The following is a 23304-nucleotide window of genomic DNA, read 5'->3' as shown; positions in this document are numbered from 1 at the left end:
TGGGGAACGGCGCGCTATAGGTTCCCCGCCTCTGCCGCGCAGGCTTTGCTTTCGACCGGAGTCCCCGTTTGACCGATCTATTCGAAGAGGTCGAGGAGCAGCTTCGCTCCGACCGCTACAAGGCGCTCGTGCGCCGGGCCGCGCCGTGGGTGCTGACGGCCGCCGCGGTCGCCCTGGTGGCCGCCCTCGGGGTCTGGGGCTGGCAGCAATACAACCTGCAGATCACCAACAAGGCGTCCGAGGAATATTCCCAGGCCCTGACCGCGGGCGGGCAGGGCGATATCCCCAAGGCGACGCAACTGTTCACCGAGATCAGCAAGTCGCAATCGAAGGCCTACAAGTCGCTGTCCCTCATGCAGTTGGGCGCGCTCAAGATGGCGGCCGGCAAGCCGGACGACGTCAAGGCCGCCGTCGCCCTGTTCGACCAGGCCGCCGCCGCCGCGCCGGATGATGTCATCGGCGACGCCGCGCGCCTCAAATCCGCCTTCGCGATCCTCGACACCGCTCCCTACGCGGACGTGGAGGGGCGCTTGACGCCATTGATGAAAGACAAGCATCCCTACCGGGTGCAGGCGCGCGAGGCCTTGGCCTTCGCTAAGCTGATGAAGGGCGACGACAAGGGCGCCCGCGGCGACTTCGTGGTCATTTCCCAGTCGCTGGACGCTCCCGAAGGGCTGCGCCAGCGGGCCAAGGCGGCCATGGACCTGATCGACACCGGCTCGGCCGCGGCGGTTCCCGCGACGGTCAAGGCGGCGATCGCCATGCCGCCGGCGATGCTGGTCGGCCCGAACGGCGCGCCGATGGGCGTCGCCCCGCCTGAAGCGCAAGATCCGTCCGGCGGCCAATGATCTCGCGTCATAAGAGTCTCATAGCGGTCGCCCTGATCGCGGCGTTCGGCGTGGCCGGGTGCTCGACCATCGGCCGCCTGAACCCGTTCCACGGCTCGACGCCGAAGGAAACCCCGACCGAGGGCGATCGCATCTCGATCGTCGCCACCGATCAGAAGCTTGAGCCGGCCGAGGCGCTGAAGGGCGTCGACTTCGCCCTGCCGCAGGTCGAGAAGATCGCCGCTTGGCCGCTGCCCGGCGGATCGCCCGAGCAGGCGACGGGGAACGCCGACGCCGCGCCGAACCTGGCCATCGCCTGGAAGAAGAGCATCGGCATGGCGTCCAGGGGCGGGGAGCTGATCACCGCCCCGCCGATCGCCGCCGACGGCAAGGTCTTCACCATGGACGCCCAGGCCGGCGTCCAGGCGCACAACGCCCAGACCGGCGCCCTGGTCTGGCGGATCAACATGCGGCCCAACGACAACCGCCGCGATCGCGAGGGCTTCGGCGGCGGCCTGGCCTATTCCGGCGGCAAGCTCTACATGACCTCCGGCTTCCGGATGGTGGCCGAGCTCGACGCCGCCACCGGCCGTGTCGGCTGGCGGGTGCGCACCGAGCAGCCGATCCATGGCGCGCCCACCGTGGCCGGCGGGCGGGTGATGGCCGTGGCCATCGACAACACCCTTTTGACCTTCGACGCCGCGACCGGCGCGCCAGGCTGGACCTATCAGGCCCTGGCGGAATCGGCGCGGATCCTGGCCGCCTCAAGCCCGGCCATCGCCGGCGACACGGTGGTGGCCTCGTTCGGCTCCGGCGAACTGGTGGCCCTGCGCACGGTCAACGGCAACGATCTGTGGAACAACGCCCTGTCGCGGGCCAGCCGCACCAGCGCGCTGTCGGAAATTCGCGACATTCCCGGCCGGCCGGTGGTCTACGGCGGCGACGTGTTCGCGATCAGCCACTCCGGCGTCTTCGCCGCGACCGACCTTCGCACCGGCCAAGCGCGCTGGAGCCTGCCGCTGGTGGGGATCACCTCGCCGCTTCCCGAGGGCGACGTGGTCTATGCCGTCGGCATCGAGGGCAAGCTGGTGTGCGCCGCCCGCGAAAGCGGCCAGATCTACTGGATCCAGGATCTCAACGCCGGCTATGTGCCGAAGAAGAAGGGCGGGATCTGGGGCATCGGCGCCCACACCATCCCCAAGCCGCTGTGGACCAGCCCGATCCTGGTCGACAACCGTCTGCTGGTCGTCTCGTCGGGCGGCGAACTGGAGGCGCTGAACGCCAAGACGGGCGCGGTGGAGAAGAAGGTCGAACTCGGCGCGCCCGTGCTGATGTCGCCAATCGCGGCCGGCGACATGGTCTATGTGGTCACGGACACCGGCCAACTGATCGCTCTGCGCTGAGCAATCGGTCTATGCTGACGCCATGGCGCTGAAACTCGCGATCGTCGGGCGTCCGAACGTCGGCAAGTCCACCCTGTTCAACCGGCTGGCGGGTCGCAAGCTCGCCATCGTCGACGACCGGCCGGGCGTGACCCGCGACCGCCGCTTCGGCACGGGCCGGATCGGCGACCTGGACCTCGAACTGATCGACACCGCCGGCTTCGAGGACGTCGCCGACGAAAGCCTGGAAGCGCGGATGCGCGCCCAGACCGAGCTGGCGCTCGACGAGGCCGATGTGGCCCTCTTCGTGGTCGACAGCCGCGATGGCGTGACCGGCCTGGACGAGGTGTTCGCCGAGATCCTGCGCCGGCGCGACATGCCGGTCGTGCTGGCCGCCAACAAGGCGGAGGGCAAGGCCGGTGACGACGGCGTGCTGGAGGCCTACGGTCTGGGCCTGGGCGAGCCCGTGCCGATCTCCGCCGAGCATGGCGAGGGCATGGCCGACCTCTACGCCGCTCTCATCGCCGTGGCGGCGGACCAGAGCGACCTCGAGGATGAGGCGGGCGACAAGGCGGTGAAGATCGCCATCGTCGGCCGGCCCAACGCCGGGAAGTCGACCCTGGTCAACCGGCTGATCGGCGAGGACCGCCTGCTGACCGGCCCCGAGGCCGGGATCACCCGTGACGCCATCCCGGTGGACTGGACCTGGGAGGACCGCCCGGTCCGGCTGGTCGACACCGCGGGCCTGCGCCGCCGCGCCAAGGTGCAGGAGAAGCTGGAGAAGCTCTCCACCGCCGACACCATCCGCGCCATCACCTTCGCCGAGGTGGTGATCCTGGTGATGGACGCCACCCATCCCTTCGAGATTCAGGACCTGCAGATCGCCGACCTGGTGGAGCGTGAGGGCCGGGGCCTGGTCTTCGTCCTGGCCAAGTGGGACCTGGTGGCGGACCAGCAGGCGAAGCTCGCCGAATTCATCGAGGACGCCCAGCGCCACCTGCCGCAGCTCAGGGGCGCGCCGGTGGTGGCGCTGTCGGCGGAGACCGGTCGTGGTCTCGAAAAGCTGATGCCGGCGGTCTTCAAGGTGCACGGCGACTGGTCGACCAAGGTGAAGACCCGCGACCTCAACGACTGGCTGCGCATGGCCACCGAACGCCACCCCCCGCCGGCGGTGAATGGGCGCAGGATCAAGCCCAAGTACATGGCCCAGACCAAGTCGCGGCCGCCGACCTTCGTGCTGTTCGCCAGCCGCGCCGACCAGCTGCCCGACAGCTACCGCCGCTACCTGGTCAATTCGATCCGCGAGAGCTTCGACCTGCCGGGCGTGCCGATCCGGGTGACGGTGAAGTCGAACAAGAACCCCTACGCCGAGGGGGAGGAGAAGGCCGGCCAGGGCTCCGAGCGCGCACCATTCGGTGTCGCCCTGCCGACCACGGGCCTGAAGGCCAAGACCCGGATCGCGGCGGCGGCGAAGGCCAAGGCCGGCGCGGCGGGCAAGTCCCGAGCGCCCGGCAAATCCAAGGCCAAGCCCGCCAAGTCCGGTGCGCCCCGCGGCCGCGCCGCCAAGCTGGCCCGGCCCGGGGTCAAGCCGAAGCGAGCGTCCCGGCCGTCTTCCAGTCCGCGAAGACCACGTTAGCGGTCGGCAGGCCCAGGTCGGCCTGCGCCAGCTCAACGATCAGCGGCCCGATCTCCTCCGGCGGGGTCACCGTCTCGGGGTCCTCGCCCGGCATGGCCTCGGCGCGCATTCTGGTGCGCATGGTGTTGGGGTCGAGCAGGACGGCGCGGATGCTGGTCTGCTCCAGTTCGTCCGCCCAGGTGCGGACCATGTGCTCCAGCCCGGCCTTGGTGATCCCGTAGGGCCCCCAGAAGGCCTTGGGCCGCGACGCCCGTCCGCTGGTCAGGAAGATGGCGCGTGCGGCCTCGGCGGCGCGCAGCAGGGGCTCGGTGGCGCGGATCAGCCGGTAGGAGGCGGTCAGGTTCACCGCCACGGTGCGGTCCCAATGCTTGGGCTCGAGGTGGCTGACCGGAGTCATCGGCCCAAGGATCGCGGCGGCATGCACCAGGATGTCCAGCCGGCCGAAGCGGTTGTGCAGCGCCAGGCCCAGGTGGTCGAGGCCATCGCCCTCGGCGATATCCATGGGAACCAGGGTGGCGTGCTCGCCCGTCGCGGCGAACACCTCATCGTCGAGTTCGGTCAGGCCGCCTTCTGTGCGGGCGACGGCGACGACGTGGGCGCCGGCCTTGGCCAAGGCGAAGGCGGCGGCGCGGCCGATACCGCGGCTGGCGCCGGTCACAAGGGCGATCTTGCCGGCGAGCGGCTTTTCGGAGGCAGGAGAAGCAGACATGGGGCGGTGTCCTAGCCGCTCGCGGCCTCGGTGTCTGCCGCGATCGTGTCGGCGCGGTTCGCGTAGCGCTGGGCGATCACGGCGCAGGCCATCAGTTGGATCTGGTGGAACAGCATCAGGGGCAGGAGCGCCAGGCCGGCGGTGGCGGCGGGGAACAGCACGCCGGCCATCGGCACGCCGCTCGCCAGGCTCTTCTTCGAGCCGCAGAAGACGATGGCGATCTCGTCCGGCTTGGCGAAGCCCAGGGCCCGCGCCGTGAAGAAGGTCGCCATCAGGACGACGGCCAGCAGGACGCTGCAGATCACCAGCAGGCGGGCGAGGTCGAGCGCGTCGATCTTCGACCAGACGCCTTCGACGACGGCGCTGGAGAAGGCTGTGTAGACCACCAGCAGGATCGAGCCGCGGTCGACGATCTGCACCAGCTTCGCGTGCGCCGAAACCCAGCCGCCGATCCAGCGGCGCAGCACCTGGCCGGCGATGAACGGCAGCAGGAGCTGTTCCACGATGGCCCAGGCGGAGCTGGGCGAGATCGCGCTCTGAGCGTGCATCAGGAAGCCCACCAGCACCGGCGTCAGCACGATGCCGATCAGGTTGGAGGCCGAGGCCGCCGCCACCGCCGCGGCCACATTGCCCCGCGCGATCACCGTGAAGCCGATGGAGGACTGGATGGTCGAGGGCAGGCACCCCAGGAAGACGATCCCGCCGGCCAGCGCCGAGGGCGTGATCCAGGCGGGCAGGGCGGCGATCCCCAGGCAGAGCAGGGGGAACAGGACGAAGGTCGAGCCCATCACCACCAGGTGCAGCCGCCAGTGGGTCACCCCGCCGATCACAGCCTCGCGTGACAGCCTCGCCCCGTGCAGGAAGAACACCAGGCCGATGGCGACCTTGGTGGCGAGGCTGAAACCGTGCGCGGCGACGCCCCGGGCCGGCAGGAACGAGGCGGCCACCACCATCGACAGGATCAGCAGGAGATATTTGTCGACCTTCAGGCGGGAAAGCCATCCGCCTGGGCCGGCTTCGCTCACTAGGCGTCGACCAGGAAGGAGAGCTGCCGCTCGGAAACCTCATTGCGGCCTTCGGCGATCTCGCGGTCCAGCAGGCGCGTGGGGTAGTCGCCAGTGAAGTAGTGGTCGGTGAACTGCGGCTGGGCGGCGTCGCGCGGGCCTTCGCCCATCGCCCAGTAGAGGCCCTCGACGGAGAGGTAGCCCATGGAGTCCACGTCGAGGATCTTGGCGATCTCCTCGACCGAATGATTGGCGGCCAGCAGCTTGTCGCGGTCCGGCATGTCGATGCCGTAGAAGTCCGGCCACTGGATCGGCGGCGAGGCGGATCGCAGATGCACCTCCGCCGCGCCGGCCTCGCGCACCATGCGCACCACACGCACCGAATTGGTGCCGCGCACGATGCTGTCGTCGATCAGGAAGACCCGCTTGCCGGCCAGCACCGAGCGGTTGGGCGACAGCTTCATCCGAACGCTGGATTCGCGGGTCGCCTGGGTGGGCTGGATGAAGGTGCGGCCGACGTAGTGGTTGCGGATGATACCCATCTCAAAGGGCAGGCCGGTCTCCTGGGCGAAGCCGAGGGCCGCGGGCACGCCGCTGTCGGGCACCGGCACGACCACGTCGGCGGGGACCATGCTCTCCTGCGCCAGCCGACGGCCCATGCGCTTGCGGACATCGTAGACCGAGCGGCCGTTCACGACGGAGTCAGGGCGCGCGAAATAGACGTATTCGAAGATGCAGGGCCGGGCCTGCTGGGCCGGAAACGGCCGCAGGCTCTGGATGCCGTTCTTGTCGATGACCACCAGCTCGCCATGCTCGATGTCGCGCACGAACTTGGCGCCGATGATGTCCAGCGCGCAGGTCTCGGAGGCCAGGATCGGCTTGCCGTTCAGGTCGCCAAGCACCAGCGGGCGGATGCCCAGCGGATCGCGCACGCCGATCAGCTTCTTGTTCGTCAGCGCCACCAGGGCGTAGCCGCCCTCGATCTGCGACAGGGCCTCGATGAAGCGCTCCACGAACCGCGACCGGCGTGAGCGGGCGATCAGGTGTAGGATCACCTCGGAGTCCGAGGTCGACTGGAAGATGACCCCGTTGGCCACGAGCTGTTCGCGCAGGGTCAGGAAGTTGGTCAGGTTGCCGTTGTGGGCCAGGGCCACGCCGCCCGCCTCCATGTCCGCGAACATCGGCTGGACGTTTCGGATCACCGAGCCGCCGGAGGTGGAGTAGCGCGTGTGGCCGATGGCGAAGCGGCCGGGCAGGCGCTCGGTCAGGTCCGCGCCGCCGAAAGCGTCGCCCACGTGGCCCATGTGCCGTTCGGTGTGGAAGCGCTGGCCGTCGAAGGCGGCGATACCGCAGGCCTCCTGTCCACGATGCTGCAGGGCGTGCAGGCCGAGCGCGGTGAGACCGGCCGCCTCGGTCGTGTCGAAGACGCCGAAGACGCCGCATTCCAGTCGCGGGGCGTCGTCGGTGGGATCGAGGAGGATCTGCGAACGTCGCGTCTCAGCGCTCATCGCGTTTCTCCATAAGGTCCTCGATTTCCTGGCGTTGGCGGGCGTCGTAGCCTTCTGACTTCAATCTGTCATCTATGGCGTCGTGCTTGGCGCCCTGCAGGGCGTTGTCGAAGGCCGGTTTGATCCGCCCGGCGATGTCCAGGCCCTGGGGCGCGAGCGCGGTCAGGGCCTTGCCCATGTCCTGGGCGAGCGGCCAGGTGCTGGCCCCGACGATCCAGTGGGGCCGCAGGTCCTCAGGCGTCGCGGCGACGAACATCAGGTCCAGAACGCCCAGCACCAGCAGCCCGCGCAGCAGTCCGATCGCCAGGCCCGCGCTGCGATCGAGAGCGCCCAGGAACTCGGTCTCCTGGATCTGCCGCGCGATCACCGCGCCCGCCGCCCGGACGATCATATAGACCACCACGAAGACCAGGATCAGCGCCGCCCCGGTGGCCAGCCAGCCGGGATGCAGCACCTTCTGGAAATAGGGGGCGGTGATGTGCAGGCTGAACACCGCCACCGCCGCGCCCATCACCAGGGCCAGCAGGGAGACAACCTCCAGCACCGCGCCCCGCGCAAAGCCCACCGCCGCCGAGACCAGCAGCAGGACCAGGACGAGCAGGTCGAACTGGGTGATGCCTAGTCCCATCGCGCGTCCCCGATACGGGCGATGGCGTCGGCCAGCCGACCTGCGCCTATGGTTCCCATGCTCGCGCCACCATCCATCTCCGTCGGTCCGAGGGCGCGACGGAACCCCAGCTTGGCGGCTTCCTTGAGGCGGCTGTCCATGCGGCTGACCGCGCGGACCTCGCCGGAAAGGCTGATCTCGCCGAACACCACGCAATCCTGCGGCAGGGCCTCGTCGAGGGCGGAGGAAGCCAGCGCGGCGGCGGCGGCGAGGTCGGCGGCCGGTTCGGTGATGCGCAAGCCGCCGGCGACGTTCAGGTACACGTCGCGGTCGCCGAGCGACAGGCCGCAGCGCGCCTCCAGCACCGCCAGCACCATGGCCAGGCGCCCGCTGTCCCAGCCGACGACCGCGCGCCGGGGCGTGCCGTAGGCGCTGGGCGCCACCAGGGCCTGGAATTCCACCAGCACCGGGCGCGAGCCCTCGATGCCGGCGAACACCGCCGCGCCGGCCGCTCGCGCGCCGGCCGTGTTGAGGAACAGGGCCGATGGGTTGCGCACCTCGCGCAGGCCCGCATCGCCCATCTCGAAGACGCCGATCTCGTCGGTGGCGCCGAAGCGGTTCTTGGCCCCGCGCAGGATGCGGAACGGGTAGCCGCGCTCGCCTTCGAAGGCGAGGACCGCGTCGACCATGTGCTCGATGACGCGGGGCCCGGCGATGGTCCCTTCCTTGGTGACGTGGCCCACCAGGACGATGGCGACGCCGCGGCTCTTGGCCAGGCGCACCAGCTCGCCGGCGGCCGCGCGCACCTGGGTGACCGAGCCCGGCCCGGCCTCGTGGGCGTCGCTCCACAGGGTCTGGACGGAATCGATGACGACCAGGTCGAAGGGCTCGCGCTTCAGGCCGTCCACGATGGTGCGCAACGCCGTCTCGGCCGCCAGCTTCACCGGCGCCTCGGCCAGGCCCATGCGCTGGGCGCGGGCACGCACCTGCTCCACCGCCTCCTCGCCCGAGATGTAGGCGCAGCGCGCGCCCCGCTTGGCGGCTTCCGCGGCGACCTGCAGCAACAGGGTCGACTTGCCGACGCCTGGGTCGCCGCCCAGCAGGATCGCCGAGCCCGGGACCACGCCGCCGCCGCACACCCGGTCGAACTCTTCCACGCCGGTGGCGATGCGCGGCGGGGCCGGCGTCTCGTCCTCAAGCCCCTCGAAGGCGAGGCCCTTGCCGCGAGCAGTCGAGCGCGAGGGGGCCAGGGCGCCGGGCGGGCGCGACTGCACCTCCTCGACCAGGCTGTTCCAGGCGTTGCAGGCCGGGCACTGGCCCGCCCACTTGGTCTGGACGGCCCCGCAGGACTGGCAGGCGTATACGGCGCCGTCGCGGGCCATGGCGGAACGAACAAGCTCCTGATTCGATATGGGGATCAGTCTAGCTGACCTGGGCCGCCCCGCCTTGCGCTTGCTGAGGCGCGGCGTTGGGCTAGGCTCAGATAGGAACGACGGGAGACGGACGCCATGACCGAAGCGGAGCCGGGAGAGCCCCGCATCCCTGGAGGCCCGGTGGCGCGGATGCTGAACCTCCTGCTGCACCCGGCCGAGACCTGGGAGGTCCTCGCCGACGAGCCGGCGACCATCGAAGGGCTCTATCGCCACTGGGTGCTGCCGTTGGCCGCGCTTCCCGCGGCGGCCACGGCCGTCGGGTTGATCTCCTTCCACGGCTTCGTGCTGTTCGGCACCCGCTATCAGCCGAGCTTCCTGTCGATCATCGGCGGCGGGCTGGCGGAATATGTGCTGATCCTCATCGCGACCTATCTGATGGCGGTCATCGTCGACGTGGCCTCGCCGCGGTTCGGCGGCGATCGCGGGCTGACCCAGGCGTTCAAGCTCGTGGCCTATTCCGGGACCTCGGCCTGGGTGTTCGGCCTGTTCGCCCTGCTGCCCATGGCCGGCGAGCTGATCGCCTTCCTGGGCTGCCTCTACAGCCTCTATCTCCTGTACCTCGGCCTGCCGCGGGTGATGCGATCCAACCCGGACTCCACGCTCACCTACTTCGGCCTGATCCTGGCGATCTCGGTGCTGATGTTCGCGGTGATCAATACGGTGTCGCACAACGTCAGCGACGTCGGCGGCCCCGTGCGGATCTACTAGGCCTCGCCGAGGTAGACGCGCTCCGCCCTGCGGCTGAGGCGGACGAGGATTTCGTGGGCGACGGTGCCGCCGGCCGCGGCGAGGTCGTCGAGCTGGGCATGGGCGCCCAACAGTTCGACTGTGTCGCCGGGCGCGGCGGGCGCGTCGCCGATCTCGATCACAAGCATGTCCATGTTGACGATCATCAGCCGCCGTTTCGCGCCGGCCAGCCAGGCGTAGCCCGCCCCGCGCGCCGCGCGGATCACGCCGTCGGTGTAGCCGGCGGCGACCACCGCCACGCGGGTGGGCTCGGGTATGCGCAGGCTGTCGCCATAGCCCAGGATGTCGCCGGGGCGCAGGTTGCGGACGTCGAGGATCGGCGCGGTGAGGCTGGCCACGGCTTGCAGCCGCGGGTCCGGGACTTCGCGCGGGCCGCCGCCGAACAGGCTGATCCCCGGACGGGACATGTCGAAGCGGTAGTCGGGCCCGAGGAAGATCCCGGCGGAGGCCGAGAGGCTCGCACGGGCCTCGGGGAACAGCTCGCGCGCCTCAAGGAACCGCGCCAACTGACCGATGTTACGGGGGGTTTCCGGCTCGGCGGCGGAGCCGAGGTGGCTCATGACCAGGCCGACGTCGAGGCCGCGCAGGCGGTCGACCGCCTGCACGGCGGCGCGGGCCTCATCCAGGGTCAGGCCCTGGCGGCTCATGCCGGTGTCGATGTTGATCGCGCAGGGCAGGGCCCGGCCGCGGGCGGCGGCGAAATCCGTGGCCGCGGCGACCTGCGGCAGGCTGGAAAGGATGGGCGTCAGGTCCGCGCCGGCCAGGCGCCGGCCCGCGCCCTGGGTGAAGCCGTCCAGGACATAGATCGCCGCCGGCCGCCCGGCGCCCAGGGCCGCACGCAGGATTTCCCCCTCGGACAGCCGGGCCACGAAGAAGCTGCGCGCGCCCTCCGCCCAGAGCCGGCGGCCCACCGGCCCGGCGCCCAGGCCATAGGCGTCGGACTTCAGGACCGGCGCGATCTCCGCCCCGGCCGCCTCCGCGCGCAGGGCTGCGTGGTTGTGGGCCAGGGCGTCGAGGTCGATGGTCAGCCGGGCCGCCCCGGAGTCACCGGGCGGCTCGCTCCCCACATCGCTCCCCCGGAGGCTCATCGCCGCGTCAGTGCGCGTCGTAGCGGCTATGGTCGCGCGCCAGATTGCCGAACTTGGTCAGGTCCTCGTTGAAGCTCAGCTTCACATTGCCGATCGGGCCGTGGCGCTGCTTGCCGATGATCACCTCGGCCAGGCCGCGCACCTGGTCCATCTGTTCCTGCCACTTGAAGTGCTCCTCGCTGCCTTCCCGGGGCTCCAGGCGGGAGAGGTAGTAGGCCTCGCGGTAGATGAACATCACCATGTCGGCGTCCTGCTCGATCGAGCCGGATTCCCGCAGGTCGGAGAGCTGGGGCTTCTTGTCCTCGCGGCTCTCCACCTGGCGGGAGAGCTGGGCCAGCGCGATGACCGGGATCGACAGCTCCTTGGCGAGCGCCTTCAGCCCCTGGGTGATGGCCGAGACCTCCTGCACGCGGTTGTCCTGGCGGCTGGTGGTCCCAATGGTGATCAGCTGGAGGTAGTCGATGATCAACAGGTCGAGGCCGACCGTCCGCTTCAGCCGCCGCGCACGGGCGGTGAGCTTGGCCAGCGTGATGCCGCCGGTGTCGTCGATGTAGAAGGGCGCGTCCTGGATCTGGAAGGCGGCGTCGCGCACGCGGCCGAACTCATTGGCGTCGATCTCGCCCTTGCGCAGGCGGTCGCCGGAGACGCCCGACACTTCGGCCAGGATGCGCATGGCCAGCTGGTCGGCGCTCATTTCCAGCGAGAAGAAGGCCACGACCCCGCCGCGCACGGTCTTCTTCGAGCCATCCGGCTGCGGCTCCCAGGCGTAGTTGCGCGCCACGTCGAAGCCGATGTTGGAGGCCAGCGACGACTTCCCCATGGAGGGGCGCGCGGCGATGATCACCAGGTCGGAAGGGTGCAAGCCGCCGATCTTGGCGTCGAGGTCGATCAGGCCGGTCGAGACGCCGGCCAGGCCGCCGTCGCGGCTGTGCGCTTCGGCCGCCAGGGTGACGGCGCCGTTCAGCGCGTCGGTGAAGCTGACGAAGCCCTGGGAGACGCCGCCGGTCTCGGCCAGGGCGTAGAGCTGCTGCTCGGCGGCCTCGATCTGGTCGCGGGCCGAAAGCTCGGGATCGCCCTCGGTCGCCGACGTCGAGATGTCGCCGCCGATGCGGATCAGGTCGCGGCGAAGGGCCAGGTCGTAGATGGCGCGCGAATAGTCCGGGGCGTTGGCAGCCGGCGGGGCGCGCTCGACCAGGTCGGCCAGGTAGCGCACGCCGCCCAATTCCTCGAAGCCCACGTCGCGGGCGAACTGCTCGGCCAGCAGGATCGGCTCGGCCAGCTGGCCCTTGCGGATGTTGGTTTCGATGGCGGCGAACAGCCGCTGGTGGAACGGCTCGAAGAAGTGGCGGGCCTGTAGGTAGTCGCCGATCCGCTCGAAGGCGGAGTTGTCGTAGAGCAGCGCGCCCAGCAGCGCCTGCTCGGCCTCGATGTTGGCCGGGGCGTGGGCGATCGGCGGATCGCTGGGCACGGGGCGCAGGTCGAGGGCGGGGACTAGGGCCATGGCTCATCGATAGCCCATGGGGCGGCGCAATAGCATCGGCAGAAACGCCGCGCCCCGGCCTTTCAACAGACAATTGATCGCCTGTGGACAAGCCTGCCTGGGTTGCAAGCGGAGCCACGAAAAAGGCGGGCTGGAGAACCAGCCCGCCTCGTCCGTCCCCTGAGGGTATTGGATAGGCCGTCAGATCACCATTGGACGCTCAGGCGGCCATAGACGAAGCGGCCGTCGAACCCGAACGGCGAGAACGAGGTGAAGGGCGCAGCGCCCGTCGTGTCCAACAGCTTCGGGATCTGCCGCGGATAGGCGTCGAACAGGTTGTCCGCGCCCAGCGCCAGCGTCACCTGGTGCGGGAAGGTGTAGCGGCCTTCCAGGTCCCAGACGCTGCGCTGGCCGGTGCGCACGTCGGCGCTGCCGTCCAGGTTGGTGCCCGGCGAGAGCACGTCGCCATAGAAGGTGGAGCGCAGGGTCCCGCCCCAGTTGTCCTTCGACCAGTCGCTCTGCAGGGTGACCTTGTAGCCGGGCTGGCCGTGCTCGAAGCGCTGCACGGCCTGGCGGGCGAACAGCGACGTCGGAATCGGCAGGATGGTGATCGGCGTGGCCGGCGTCTTGGTCACCTTGACCATGTTCTGGTTGGCGCTGGCCGACAGGTTGAAGTCGCCGAGGTCGGTGGGCAGGCGGTAGCTCACGCTGTAGTCGATGCCCTGGGTGTGGGTGTCGACGCCGTTCAGGAAGAAGCGGGCCGCCGAGGCGCCGAAGGGCTGCAGCAGGTTGAAAATCACCGCCGCGTCCGAGCCCGGCGTCGCCGTGGCGCTGCCGGTCAAGGTTTCCGAGAGCACGATCTTGTTGAAGACGTCGATCTGATAGGCGTCGACGGTGGCTTCGAACCGGTCGTGGTGGAAGACGAAGCCGACCGAATAGTTGCCCGACTTCTCCGGCTGGAGCGGCTTGCCGCCCAGCGCCTTGCCCGTCGCGCTGATCGACGGGAAGGTGCCGGTGTCGAAGGGCACGCCGTTGATGAACAGGATCGAGGTGGAGGTGAAGTACTGCTGCTGCAGGCTGGGGGCGCGGAAGCCGCTCTCCGCCGAGGCGCGCAGGGCGAACTCCGGCGTCACGTCCGCGCGCAGGCCGATCTTGCCCGAGGTCGCGTCGCCGAAGTCGGAGTAGTGCTCCTGGCGCACCGCCGCCGAGGCGGTGAACCAGTTGGTGATCTTGTCCTCCAGGTCCAGGTAGACACCCACGTTGGAGCGGGTCTTGTCGATCACGTTGTCGGGCGTGAAGCCGGAGAAGCCGCGCGAGCCTAGGGACAGTTGCGGATCAACCGTGCCGCGCTCGTAGGAGCCCGGCTCGCCCGCGCCGATCTTGAACTGCTCGTCGCGCGCCTCGAGGCCGAAGGCCACGGTGAGCGGCTCGGCCGTGCCGATGTTGAATTCACGGCTGAAGTCGGCGTTGCCCACGGTCTGGTCGTAGGTCATTTCGCCCGCATAGAACGAGTGCGGCGAGGTCGGGCCCAGCGACGGGTTCAGGGTATGCTCGACGCCGTACTGCAGGCGGTTCCAGCCGTAGTCGAGGCTGAAGGTCGACTTCCAGCCGCCGATTGCGCCGATCAGCTGGCCACCCAGGCTGAAGTCGTCGGAATGGGTGTTGATCAGGGGCAGGTAGCCGTTCGGATAGACCGAAGGGATGTTCTGCGTCGCGTCGTTCGGCGCGCGGAAGGTGGCCGCGGTCTCGGAGTGGCGCAGCTGGCCGCCGCCCCAGGCCTTCAGCTCCCAGCCGTCCGCCAGCGGCTTGCCGGCGTTGAAATAGAGGGTGGATTCCTCCACCGAGCCGTCGCCGAAGCGGGAGTCGACGCCCAGCGCGGGGAAACGCGGGTCGGCGTCGGAGCGGTTGGTGGGGTCCTGGTCCTTGTACTGGGCTGAGACGGTCAGGAAGCCGTCGGACCCGAGCTTGAAGCCTTGCCAGCCGGCGACGGTGGTGATGGCGCCGTCGGTGAGGTGACGGCTGCCGGAGTAGAAGTAATTGACGTTGGTGACGTGCTCGCCGTAGGTCGCCTCGGCGCCGCCGCCGTGGTCGGCTTCGCGCAGGCCCAGATTGATCACGCCGGCGATGGCGTCGGAGCCGTAGAGCGCCGAGGCGCCGTCTCGCAGCACCTCGATCTTGCTCAGGGCCACTTCCGGGATGGTGTTAAGGTCGACGGCGGCCGAACCGCGGCCCACCGAACCGTTCAGGTTGACCAGGGCCGAGGTGTGGGCGCGCACGCCGTTGATCAGCACCAGGGTTTCATCCGGGCCCTGGCCGCGCAGGGTCAGAGGGCGGACCGAATCCGTGCCGTCGGTGTTGGATGGGCGCGGGAAGTCGAGAGAGGGCACGATGGCGGCCAGCGAAGCCGCGAGTTCCGTTGAGCCGTGCTCCTGCAGAGCCTGGGCGGTGACCACGTCCACCGGGGCGATGGTCTCCAGGCGCGACTTGGGTTCGGCGCGGCTGCCGGTGACCACCAGCTCGGAGACGTCGGCCGCGGCGGCGGCGTTGGTGGCCGGTTTGGACTGGGCGAAGGCGCCCGTCGCGATGAGGCTCGCCGCCGACACGGCGGAGAACAGAAGTATGCGAGTTTTCATATATTTATTCCCGTACTTGCAACGGGTTTTGCCCCCGTCACGGCCCAATTGAGGCTTAGCTAGGGTGCTTCGTGACGGCGTAAATGACAATTTGGCCACAGCGCCGAAAAAAGGGCGCGGAGATGGCCTCCGCGCCCTGACTTCTTGGCGATGATGTGGCCGTCAGGCCTCGCTGAACGCCTCGTGCTGGCCTGCGCCGCCTTCCAGCAGGTCGGCCTGCGCCTGTTCGTCGGCGATGCGCTCTTCGGCGAATTGCGCCTCGATGACGTTCTCGCCCTTCGCCTGGCGCTCGGCTTCGTCCGCGCTGCGGGCGATGTTGAGCGTCACGGTGACGGTGACCTCGGGATGCAGGCGGACCTTCACCTCGTGCAGGCCGAGCGTCTTGATCGGCTTGTCGAGCACCACCATCGCGCGGTCGACCTTGGAGCCGCCTTCGGCGTTGATCGCGTCGGCCACGTCGCGGCCGGCCACCGAGCCGTAGAGCTGGCCGCTTTCGCCCGCCTGGCGGATCATGATGTAGGACGCGCCGTCGAGCTTTTCGCCCGACTGACCGGCGGCGTCCTTGGCCTTGGCGTTGCGGGATTCGATCTCGGCGCGCTGGGCCTCGAAGACCTTCATGTTGGCGGCGTTGGCGCGCAGCGCCTTGGACCGCGGCAGCAGGAAGTTGCGGGCGTAGCCGTCCTTGACGTTGACCACGTCGCCGAGGCCGCCCTTGCCTTCAACCCGTTCGAGCAGAATAACTTTCATCTGTGCGGCCCCCTTACTTCACGACGTAGGGGAGCAGCGCCAGGAAGCGGGCGCGCTTGATCGCCTTGGCGAGTTCGCGCTGCTTCTTGGCCGACACCGCGGTGATGCGCGACGGCACGATCTTGCCGCGCTCGGAGACGTAGCGCTGCAGCAGCTTCACGTCCTTGTAGTCGATCTTCGGCGCGTTGGCGCCGGAGAACGGGCACACCTTGCGGCGACGGAAGAACGGCCGGCGCGCGCCGCCGCCGGAGGCGCCGCCAGCGGCGGGCGCTTCAACAACAGTTTCGTCGGTCATCAGAAGGCTCCTTGCGGGGCGTCGTCGCGGCGCTCGCGATCACGGTCGCGGCGGGCGAGGATGGGGCTGAGCTCCAGGTCCAGCTCGTCGACGCGCACCGTCAGGTAACGCAGCACGTCTTCGTTGATGCTGAGCTGGCGTTCCATCTCCTTCACCGCCTCGGAGGGCGCGTCGATGGCCAGCAGGGAGTAGTGGCCCTTGCGGTTCTTCTTGATGCGGTAGGTGAGGTTACGCAGGCCCCAGTATTCGATCTTGGCCACCGTGCCGCCGCCGGCTTCCACCAGGGCTTTCAGGGTGTCGTTGAGGGCTTCGGCCTGTTGCGGCGAAATATCCTGCCGCGAGATGACGACGTGCTCGTAGAGCGCCATAGGTTCCTTCTTCCGGCTGGGAGGGCGGCGCGTCCGGTGGCGGAAGGTCCGCCGGATACGATGGTTCTCGCCGCGGCGGCCGGGGGTTTCCCGACCCTTTTGAGTTCCGCGAGAGACCGCTCTCCGTGAAGAGGCGGGCTGATAGGGGAAAAACCCCTTGGGCGCAAGGCTTTGTGGCTTGCCGGGCGAGAGCGCGTGGCGCAGCCTCGCAGGCCAAGCCAGGGGAGCCGCAATGTTCAGCCTTCGTCGCACCGTCATCATCGTCACGGCCGCTGCGGCCGTGCTCGCCGCCACGCCCGCCGTCTGCGCCGACGCGCCGCCCAATCCGCACAGCCTGGAGCTGGCCCGCAAGCTCTTCAACGAGATGCAGATGGATCAGATGATGACCAACGCCATGCGCCAGATGGCGCCGGCGATCATCGCTCAATCGCGCAAGGCGAACCCGAACCTGACCGACGAGCAGGCCCGGGCGATCAATGAGGCGGTGACCGAGTCGATGGGTGACCTGATGCGCAAGGTGATCGATCGCACGGCGCCGCTCTACGCCGAGACCTTCAGCGAGCAGGAACTGCAGGACCTGGTGAACTTCTATGACTCGCCCAGCGGCAAGGCGATGATCGCCAAGATGCCGGTGATGATGAGCAAGATGACGCCGATCGTCACGGAGCTCATGCCGGAGATGACGGCCGACGTGACCCGCCGCCTCTGCGCGAAGATCGATTGCACGAAGGTGGGCGCGCCGGGCAAGCCGCCGGCCTGACCGGCGCGCGGGATCGGTCCTACTTCTTCAGGGCCTTCACGGCCGCCAGGGTCTTGCTGACGTGGTCCGTCGGGTCCAGCGCCGAATAGACGTCGGCGACTTCGCCGTTCTTCGCGATCACGTAGGAGGTGCGGTTCGACCAGTCCGGCTTCTGGGCGAGGATCGCGTCATATTCCTTGGCGATCTTGGCGCCCGGGTCGGAGGCGACCGGGAACTTGCCGCCGCAGTGCTCGGTCTCCTTGGAGAAGTCGGCGAGCTGGTCGGTGTTGCCGGCGGTCACGCCGATCACCGTGGCGTGCTCGGCCTTGAACTGGTCGATGGCCTCGGAGAACAGGTGGGCCTCGATGTTGCAGCCCTTGGTGTGGGCGGCGGGGAAGAAATAGACCACCACCGGGCCCTTCTTCAGGGCGTCGGCGAGCTTGTAGGTGAAGGGCTGGCCGGCCAGGAAGGCGGGCGCGGTGAAGTCCGGCGCCTTGGTCCCGGCCTTCAGTTCGGCGGCGGCGGCGGTGGCGAGGGCCGCGGCGACGACGGTCCCGATGGCGAGGCTGGTGATAAGCGTTTTCATGGATGTCTCCCCTGGCGGTTTTTCGGCCTTGAGCGAGGCTTTCCTACACGCACCCGGACGGCTTGTCGCGCCCTAGGTTACCCAGCGTCAGTTATAGGCCACCGTGACGGTGAAACTGCCGCTGTAGTCGCCGGTCGGGGTCGTTGAACTGAGCGGGACCGTCGCGCCCACGCCGAACACGAACGAGCCCTGCGAGCCCAGGCTGCCGCTCAGCACCGGCGAGGCTGAGGAACTGCTGGTGGTGACGGTCAGGGGCTGGGGCCCGTTCATGGTGAAGCTGGACGGCACGGTGACGGTGAAGGCCTGGCCGCCCTCGCCGGCGATGCTGAAGGTCGCCCGCGCCGGCACAGGCGTGGGCAGGCCATTGGCGTTGGTCAGGGTGCGCGCGCCGGTGACGGCATCGATGGTCACCGAGCCTGCGCCGCTGACCGGCCGCTGCACGCTGCCGAAGACGAGGTCGGAGGTCTTGCTGACGGAGATGGACCGAATGACGGTGGCCACGAACCGGCCGGTCCCGCCGCCGGTGGGCGTCGTCTCCGAAACGGCGGCGGTGAAGTCCGCCTCGGCGACGCCCGTGGAAAGGCCGGAATCGTCGCCGGCGATGGCGAAGTCGCCGCCTACGAAGAAGGTCACCGAGGCGTTGGGGCCGACCGGCGCGATGGTGAAGGCCGCCTGGCCGGGCGGACCGGGGCTTCCGGCGAGCTGGGCGGTGCCCATGACGAAGGTCAGGCGGGTCAGCGCCCGGGCGCGGCCGGCGGGCGAGCCGGCCGCCGTCAGGCGCACATTGACGTTGTGCGTGCAGTCGCCGGCCACCTGCGCCGCGCAGGCCACCGTCACCATGGCCCGGGTGGAGCTGTTGGCGGAGCGGGTCGCCTGGCCGGAAACGATGGTGACCGCGCCGGCGGTGGGGTCGATGCGGAAGTCGGTGTCGCCGGCGACGGCCGAGGTCACCACGCCCAGGTCGGCGCTGGCGACGGTGACGGTGTAGAGGGATGCGGCCCGGGCGGCGAAGGGGGCCGCCAGGCAGAGGGCCAGCGTCAGGATCGCGCCCTGGACCCTGGAAAGCCTTCCCGCCACCGACAACCCTGACGCCCCGCCCATTGCGGCGCACAGTCTAGCCGCAACCGCCTGTGGCGCACAGCGTCCCACCGGCTAGCCGGGTTGCGGCGTGTCGGCGCGCGCCTCGAACTCGATCTGCGCCGTGACGTCCGGGGTGATCGAGCCGTCGGGCTTGATGACGATGGTCACCGGCGCCTTCAGGCGCATGTGCAGGCGGCTCGCCTGGTCCTTGTCGAGCTCCAGCCGATAGGTCCCCGCCGGCAGGTCCTGGAAGTTCACCGAGCCGTCGAACTCTGTCACGCCGTCGATGGCCACGCCCTTCTGGTCGATCAGCCGCACGCGGGTCGCCGACAGGCCGATCGGTTGCTGGCCCGGCCGCTGCAGCCGGATGTTGACCATCACCTCGCCGGTGGGGCGCAGCGGATATTCGATCTCCGCCACCCCGCCGGGACGCGGCGTGAACTGGATGACGCTCGGCGGCGCCTTGAGGCCCGCGGTTTCGATCTCGGTGACGCCCACAAGCAGCCGGGCGGTCGGTGCGGCGCCAAAGCCGGAGATATAGGCGCGGCCATCGGCGTCGGTCGTCGCCCGCAACTCGCCGCCCTCCAGGGTGATGCCGGCGACGCCGCGTTCGCCTGGGTCCCAGTGGCCGTTGCCGTTGGTGTCGACGAAGGCGTGGAACGCCACCGACCCGCCCGAGCCCGGGCCGGAGCGGGTGAGCTGGTAGCCCGACTTCGGGTTGTAGCCGATGCCGAAGTTCATCTGGGCCCCGAAGGTCCAGGCGTTCTGGTTGGTGTCGTACTGGCCGGTGATCGCCAGGTCGCCGAACCGGGTCTTGGTCGTGCTTCCGACCAGAAGTTCGAGATCCTTCGGCGAGTCCAACCGTTCGGTGGCGCCCAGGCGCAGCGACCAGCGATCGGTGAGCGAGCGGTCGACCAGCACCTCGAGCCCGGTCACCCGCAGGTCTGGGGTCACGTCATAGTCGAGGGTGGTGCGGACCTGCCACCTGTAGTTCCGGAAGGTGGAAAGCGACAGGAAGCCCCTGAGAACGTCGGCGTCCACCCCCTGCGCCGAGGTGGTGGCGTCGTACTCGAAGCCGGAGGAGTAGAGGATCGAGCCCAGCGTCGCCGAGCCGCGGACCTGGCCGATCCAGGCCGTCCCGCCGTCGGCGTAGCTGTCGCGCAGCGCCCGCAGCGAAACCGGCACGGCCAGCCCGCCCAGATGCACGCTGTCGTCGACGTCCAGCTCCGTGCGCCGACTGAGCGGCCGGTCGATGTCAGCCTCGGCGTTGTTCTCGTCCAGGAGGCCGCCGCGGTACTCCGAGTGCCGCAGCACCGCGTTGGCCCCGAACACCCGCCCGGCGATGTCGATGGAGGCGCCTTCGCCGCCTTTGTCGTCGCCCGCCAGGTCCAGCTCGGTGGCGAATCCCTCGATCGAGGTGCGCAGGCCGCCGGTCACGAGATCGCGTTGCACGCCCAACTGGTCGGTGTAGGCGGCTCCGCCCAGCGAGGCGGTCAGATACTGGGTGACGCCATAGCTGGCGTTGGCCACCACGCGCGGCTTGCCGGTCACCTTGTCGAGGGCGCCGAGGTTGAAGGGATCCTCATTGGCGGTTCGGAACAGCGGTTGGTTCTGGTCGACGACACCGAAATCCAACGTCGCCTGACCCGGCTTCAACAGGCCGCCGCCTGCGTTGATGATCCGCGTCTCCTCGCTGCGCTGGCCGCGTGGGCCGTAGGTGACGATGCGGATGATGTTGATGCCCTGGGTCAGGGGCACGTTCAGGAACTCGTACTGGCCGCCCACCGCCTGGTTCTGGGTCCCCTGCAGCACGTCGTTCACATAGAGCTCGACGTCGTCGCCGATCGGCAGCTCGCCGCGCAGGTCGATGCGGTTGAAGACGTTGGCCTGGTCGAGCGGGGCGGTGGAGAACTGGAAGCCGCGGCCGCCCAGGCTGCGCGGCCCGATGGCCAGGGCCGGGGTGTAGACGTCGCCCAGGCTGACGTCGTGGGCGTGCAGGGGCCCCAGCAGGTCGCCGTCAAGCGAGCGCTTCTCCAGCAGGACCCGGGTGGTGGTGATCCGGCCCGAGTCGTCGGAGCCGACGTAGGCCTGCAGGCCGGAGTAGAGCAGGTCGCCGCCCAGGCGGATGTCGTAGCGGGTGGGCGTGCGCGGCGCGAGCGTCTGGGCGCCCAGGCCCAGCGCGATGTCGAAGGACGGCGGCGTGAACAGCTTGTAGGGCGTCTCGACGCGCATCGCCTGGGTCGCGGCCGAGGTCGGGGTCTGGCGCAGCCGCGCCAGCCGTTGCAGCCGGCTCTGGATCGGCAGGGGTTCGGTGGCGGTAAGCCGCATCTGCAGCGCGCGGCTGTCCACGGCGAACTTCAGAGGCAGCAGCCGGGCCAGCACGGAGGCCCGCACATAGATGTCCGCCCCATCGACCGCCGTGTCGCCGGGCGCGAGCGGGACCTGGACGGGTCCGATCCGCGCGATTCCCGTCGGCAGATCGATCAGCAGCGCCCGCTGCGCCTCGCCCAGGCGCCCGGTGATCCGCCCATCGGCCGGACTGACGTCGACATCCAGCTCCAGCAGGCGGCTGAGCTCCCCAACCGGCAGCAGCGGGTCGCCGGGGTCGCCATAGGCGGCCATGCCGTCGGTGAGGGTCAGCTCGTCGAGCTGGACCTGTAACAGCAGAAGGGCCTGCGGATCGGGGGCCGGGAAGCGGCCGGGCGTCCCGTCGCCCGGGGCTCGGCCCTGTGAGGCCCCCGCCGCGCCCGGTTGGGCCGCGGCAAGCATCAGGCCGCCCAGCGCCTCGCCGGACCGGGCCTGCACGGGGGAGGACAGGTTGGGTAAGGCGGTCGGGTAGGCTTGCGGCGAACGGCCGGAGGCGGTGCGCGGCCCCGGTGCGGCGGCCTCGCCGGAAATCAGCAGGCTCGCCAAGGCCTCGCCCGGCTGTCTCGCCGGCGCGTCCAGCATCAGGCTGGCCAGGGCGTCCCCAACGCCGCCACGCGCCAGGACCGGGCCTGCCGCGCAGAGCTGGACCGCAGCCGTCGCGAACAGCGCGGTTCGACTAAAGCGTAAGTTTTGCAAGCAGCTTTCCCGGCGATGTGTCGTCGTCGGTGAAAGTCACCTCGAGATGCTCGCCGGCCGCCGGCGCCCGTGTGAGCGGCACGCGCAGGACGCGGCGATCGATCTCGGTATAGACGCCCACCCCGTGCGCGATGCCGATCGGCTGCTCCTTGGGCTGGCCGGCGACGCGGATGTCGAGGTTGCCGAACAGCGAATTGGCGCCCTGGCGGACCAGGTCGACGCTGAGCACCGGCGTTACGGCGCCATTGGGGCCATTCAGCTTCTCCAGGGAGACGCGCGGGTTTTCCAGGCCGGCGCGGATGTCGATATCGCCGAACCGCACGATGGCGGGGATGCTGAGGCCCAGGAGAGCGTTGATCTGGAAGCTGAGCTGGCCGGGCTGCGAGGGGCCGGCGGCGGCGGCCTCCGCGGTCGTGCCGGAATCCCGCGGGGGCAGGGCGGCGATGGTCAGGTGGCTGCGCACCTCCGAGACCGCAGGATCGGACGGCTGGCCGACGATCCGCAGGCGCACGGTCTGGCCCTGGCCCGGCGCCAGGGTGACCCGCCGCGGCGAGACCTGCAGGATCGCCTGGGCCGACTTCACCCGTTCGGCGACGGCCTGGGTCTGCGGACTCTTCTCGGCGTCGGCCACCGGCAGGATCTGGCCGTCGGGCAGCATCACCCGGTCGATCAGCGAAATGTCGAAGCTGCCGGGGCCGCTGCCCTGGTTGAAGATGAAGACCGATGCCGAGCGGTGGTTGCGATCGAAGGTGACCCGCTTGGGTGAGATGTTGAGGTTGGCGCCGGTGGCCGACGCAACAGTCGTGGAGACTGCGGGCTTGGGTGCGCTGGGCTGGGGCGCGGCGGACTGCGCCGGGGCCAGTCCAGGCGCCAGGAGCGTCGAGACGACGAGCAGCGCAGCGATCAGGGATTTCATCCGCGGCCCGACCCGGTTGCAGCGTCCGTCGGCGCCCAGGGCCCGATCGCGTCCGCAGGGACGGCGAGCGGAAAGCGCATGAACACGGGCAATATCCATCTCTTACAGTCCAGGTCGCAAGGCCCCCGGGGCAGGACGGATTGCCGCGCCGCGCCCACCCCCGACATCGAGCCGCGACGATTCAGATAGTGCCGCGATATCCTTAACATCATCTGGGCTGGCCGCTTGCGGACGGTGAAGCTTCAGCGCCGGTCGCGGGCCGCCCAGCGCGGTTCACCCTGAGCGCCAGGGGCCCGCATGGCCCGCGGGAAATTCGCCTAGGTGTTCAGTCCCGAGGTCAAGTGGACGGGATCGATCCTGAAGCGATCCGGCTTATCCGCCCAGGCCTTGCAGATGGCTTCGTAGGGTGTGAGGCCCTGTAGGGTCTTCAGCCGCTTGGCGAAGTTGTAGGCGTCG

At 69.6% G+C, this 23304-nt stretch carries 20 protein-coding genes and 1 pseudogene; 5 read left to right on the top strand and 16 right to left on the bottom strand.

Annotated elements, in window-relative coordinates:
* Window positions 1-68: 68 nt before the first annotated feature.
* Genes VGL85_RS14170 through der form a run of 3 tightly spaced genes read left to right on the top strand, consistent with a single transcriptional unit; the run spans window position 69 to window position 3845 of the window.
* Window positions 69-848 (top strand): tetratricopeptide repeat protein, encoded by a 780-nt coding sequence (locus tag VGL85_RS14170; protein WP_331589602.1) that lies wholly within the window; start codon window positions 69-71, stop codon window positions 846-848.
* Window positions 845-2230 (top strand): PQQ-like beta-propeller repeat protein, encoded by a 1386-nt coding sequence (locus tag VGL85_RS14165; protein ID WP_331589601.1) that lies wholly within the window; start codon window positions 845-847, stop codon window positions 2228-2230. Before VGL85_RS14170 ends, VGL85_RS14165 begins: the two co-directional genes overlap by 4 nt.
* 22 nt (window positions 2231-2252) lie before the next feature.
* A complete protein-coding gene (der, locus tag VGL85_RS14160; protein WP_331589600.1) occupies window positions 2253-3845 on the top strand; it encodes a ribosome biogenesis GTPase Der in 1593 nt (530 codons plus the stop codon).
* On the opposite strand, the gene VGL85_RS14155 is transcribed toward der, so the two are convergent.
* Genes VGL85_RS14155 through radA form a run of 5 tightly spaced genes read right to left on the bottom strand, consistent with a single transcriptional unit; the run spans window position 3793 to window position 9055 of the window.
* The gene (locus tag VGL85_RS14155; protein WP_331589598.1) at window positions 3793-4554 is read right to left on the bottom strand and encodes an SDR family NAD(P)-dependent oxidoreductase; all 762 of its coding nucleotides are present in this window, start codon (window positions 4552-4554) and stop codon (window positions 3793-3795) included. The two genes, der and VGL85_RS14155, sit on opposite strands and share 53 nt — an antisense overlap.
* A gap of 11 nt (window positions 4555-4565) precedes the next feature.
* Window positions 4566-5579, bottom strand: a complete 1014-nt coding sequence (locus VGL85_RS14150) for a bile acid:sodium symporter family protein (RefSeq protein WP_331589597.1) — start codon at window positions 5577-5579, stop codon at window positions 4566-4568.
* Window positions 5579-7066 carry an amidophosphoribosyltransferase gene (purF, locus tag VGL85_RS14145; protein ID WP_331589596.1) on the bottom strand — a complete coding sequence of 496 codons (1488 nt, stop codon included), beginning with the start codon at window positions 7064-7066 and terminating at the stop codon, window positions 5579-5581. The genes VGL85_RS14150 and purF overlap by 1 nt, the downstream gene beginning before the upstream one ends.
* Window positions 7056-7694 (bottom strand): CvpA family protein, encoded by a 639-nt coding sequence (locus VGL85_RS14140; protein ID WP_331589595.1) that lies wholly within the window; start codon window positions 7692-7694, stop codon window positions 7056-7058. Before VGL85_RS14140 ends, purF begins: the two co-directional genes overlap by 11 nt.
* Window positions 7685-9055, bottom strand: coding sequence for a DNA repair protein RadA (gene radA / locus VGL85_RS14135; RefSeq protein ID WP_331589594.1), 1371 nt, complete (start codon window positions 9053-9055; stop codon window positions 7685-7687). Before radA ends, VGL85_RS14140 begins: the two co-directional genes overlap by 10 nt.
* 126 nt (window positions 9056-9181) lie before the next feature.
* Between radA and VGL85_RS14130 the strand changes: the two genes are divergently transcribed.
* Window positions 9182-9814, top strand: coding sequence for a Yip1 family protein (locus VGL85_RS14130; protein WP_331589593.1), 633 nt, complete (start codon window positions 9182-9184; stop codon window positions 9812-9814).
* Here VGL85_RS14130 and alr read toward each other — a convergent pair.
* The 6 genes from alr to rpsF all read right to left on the bottom strand — a co-directional run bounded on the left by alr (window position 9811) and on the right by rpsF (window position 16464).
* Window positions 9811-10920 carry an alanine racemase gene (alr, locus tag VGL85_RS14125; protein ID WP_331589592.1) on the bottom strand — a complete coding sequence of 370 codons (1110 nt, stop codon included), beginning with the start codon at window positions 10918-10920 and terminating at the stop codon, window positions 9811-9813. The genes VGL85_RS14130 and alr overlap by 4 nt on opposite strands.
* Before the next feature lie 28 nt (window positions 10921-10948).
* Window positions 10949-12442, bottom strand: coding sequence for a replicative DNA helicase (locus tag VGL85_RS14120; RefSeq protein WP_331589591.1), 1494 nt, complete (start codon window positions 12440-12442; stop codon window positions 10949-10951).
* 185 nt (window positions 12443-12627) lie between these two features.
* Entirely contained in the window at window positions 12628-15054 is a 2427-nt protein-coding gene (locus VGL85_RS14115) for a TonB-dependent receptor (RefSeq protein WP_331589590.1), read from the bottom strand.
* A gap of 162 nt (window positions 15055-15216) precedes the next feature.
* Window positions 15217-15801: a 50S ribosomal protein L9 gene (gene rplI, locus VGL85_RS14110; RefSeq protein WP_331589589.1), complete on the bottom strand. Its 585-nt coding sequence runs from the start codon at window positions 15799-15801 to the stop codon at window positions 15217-15219.
* A 13-nt stretch (window positions 15802-15814) separates the two neighbouring features.
* Entirely contained in the window at window positions 15815-16096 is a 282-nt protein-coding gene (gene rpsR, locus VGL85_RS14105; RefSeq protein ID WP_331589588.1) for a 30S ribosomal protein S18, read from the bottom strand.
* A complete protein-coding gene (rpsF, locus tag VGL85_RS14100) occupies window positions 16096-16464 on the bottom strand; it encodes a 30S ribosomal protein S6 (protein WP_331589587.1) in 369 nt (122 codons plus the stop codon). The genes rpsR and rpsF overlap by 1 nt, the downstream gene beginning before the upstream one ends.
* 232 nt (window positions 16465-16696) lie before the next feature.
* Here rpsF and VGL85_RS14095 point away from each other — a divergent pair, with 232 nt between their 5' ends.
* Window positions 16697-17224, top strand: coding sequence for a DUF2059 domain-containing protein (locus tag VGL85_RS14095; RefSeq protein WP_331589586.1), 528 nt, complete (start codon window positions 16697-16699; stop codon window positions 17222-17224).
* A 19-nt stretch (window positions 17225-17243) separates the two neighbouring features.
* Here VGL85_RS14095 and VGL85_RS14090 read toward each other — a convergent pair whose 3' ends face one another.
* The 5 genes and pseudogenes from VGL85_RS14090 to VGL85_RS14070 all read right to left on the bottom strand — a co-directional run.
* A complete protein-coding gene (locus VGL85_RS14090; protein ID WP_331589585.1) occupies window positions 17244-17789 on the bottom strand; it encodes a peroxiredoxin in 546 nt (181 codons plus the stop codon).
* Window positions 17790-17876: 87 nt separating this feature from the next.
* The gene (locus VGL85_RS14085) at window positions 17877-18866 is read right to left on the bottom strand and encodes a DUF4402 domain-containing protein (RefSeq protein WP_331589584.1); all 990 of its coding nucleotides are present in this window, start codon (window positions 18864-18866) and stop codon (window positions 17877-17879) included.
* 75 nt (window positions 18867-18941) lie between these two features.
* The gene (locus VGL85_RS14080; RefSeq protein ID WP_331589583.1) at window positions 18942-21932 is read right to left on the bottom strand and encodes a hypothetical protein; all 2991 of its coding nucleotides are present in this window, start codon (window positions 21930-21932) and stop codon (window positions 18942-18944) included.
* Window positions 21913-22848, bottom strand: coding sequence for a hypothetical protein (locus VGL85_RS14075; RefSeq protein WP_331589582.1), 936 nt, complete (start codon window positions 22846-22848; stop codon window positions 21913-21915). Before VGL85_RS14075 ends, VGL85_RS14080 begins: the two co-directional genes overlap by 20 nt.
* Before the next feature lie 317 nt (window positions 22849-23165).
* Window positions 23166-23304, bottom strand: a pseudogene (locus VGL85_RS14070) (IS481 family transposase); the annotation flags it as partial.

Origin of the sequence: Phenylobacterium sp. (assembly GCF_036501465.1) — a bacterium.
Lineage (GTDB): Bacteria > Pseudomonadota > Alphaproteobacteria > Caulobacterales > Caulobacteraceae > Phenylobacterium.
This window is presented reverse-complemented; position numbering and strand designations above follow the sequence as displayed.

Coding starts and splice junctions, on each gene's coding strand:
- VGL85_RS14090 (WP_331589585.1), bottom strand. CDS start 17,789: ATGAAAACGCTTATCACCAGCCTCGCCATCGGGACCGTCGTCGCCGCG.
- der (WP_331589600.1), top strand. CDS start 2,253: ATGGCGCTGAAACTCGCGATCGTCGGGCGTCCGAACGTCGGCAAGTCC.
- VGL85_RS14120 (WP_331589591.1), bottom strand. CDS start 12,442: ATGGCCCTAGTCCCCGCCCTCGACCTGCGCCCCGTGCCCAGCGATCCG.
- VGL85_RS14130 (WP_331589593.1), top strand. CDS start 9,182: ATGACCGAAGCGGAGCCGGGAGAGCCCCGCATCCCTGGAGGCCCGGTG.
- rplI (WP_331589589.1), bottom strand. CDS start 15,801: ATGAAAGTTATTCTGCTCGAACGGGTTGAAGGCAAGGGCGGCCTCGGC.
- VGL85_RS14095 (WP_331589586.1), top strand. CDS start 16,697: ATGTTCAGCCTTCGTCGCACCGTCATCATCGTCACGGCCGCTGCGGCC.
- VGL85_RS14075 (WP_331589582.1), bottom strand. CDS start 22,848: ATGAAATCCCTGATCGCTGCGCTGCTCGTCGTCTCGACGCTCCTGGCG.
- radA (WP_331589594.1), bottom strand. CDS start 9,055: ATGGCCCGCGACGGCGCCGTATACGCCTGCCAGTCCTGCGGGGCCGTC.
- VGL85_RS14155 (WP_331589598.1), bottom strand. CDS start 4,554: ATGTCTGCTTCTCCTGCCTCCGAAAAGCCGCTCGCCGGCAAGATCGCC.
- rpsF (WP_331589587.1), bottom strand. CDS start 16,464: ATGGCGCTCTACGAGCACGTCGTCATCTCGCGGCAGGATATTTCGCCG.
- VGL85_RS14165 (WP_331589601.1), top strand. CDS start 845: ATGATCTCGCGTCATAAGAGTCTCATAGCGGTCGCCCTGATCGCGGCG.
- VGL85_RS14115 (WP_331589590.1), bottom strand. CDS start 15,054: ATGAAAACTCGCATACTTCTGTTCTCCGCCGTGTCGGCGGCGAGCCTC.
- VGL85_RS14140 (WP_331589595.1), bottom strand. CDS start 7,694: ATGGGACTAGGCATCACCCAGTTCGACCTGCTCGTCCTGGTCCTGCTG.
- purF (WP_331589596.1), bottom strand. CDS start 7,066: ATGAGCGCTGAGACGCGACGTTCGCAGATCCTCCTCGATCCCACCGAC.
- rpsR (WP_331589588.1), bottom strand. CDS start 16,096: ATGACCGACGAAACTGTTGTTGAAGCGCCCGCCGCTGGCGGCGCCTCC.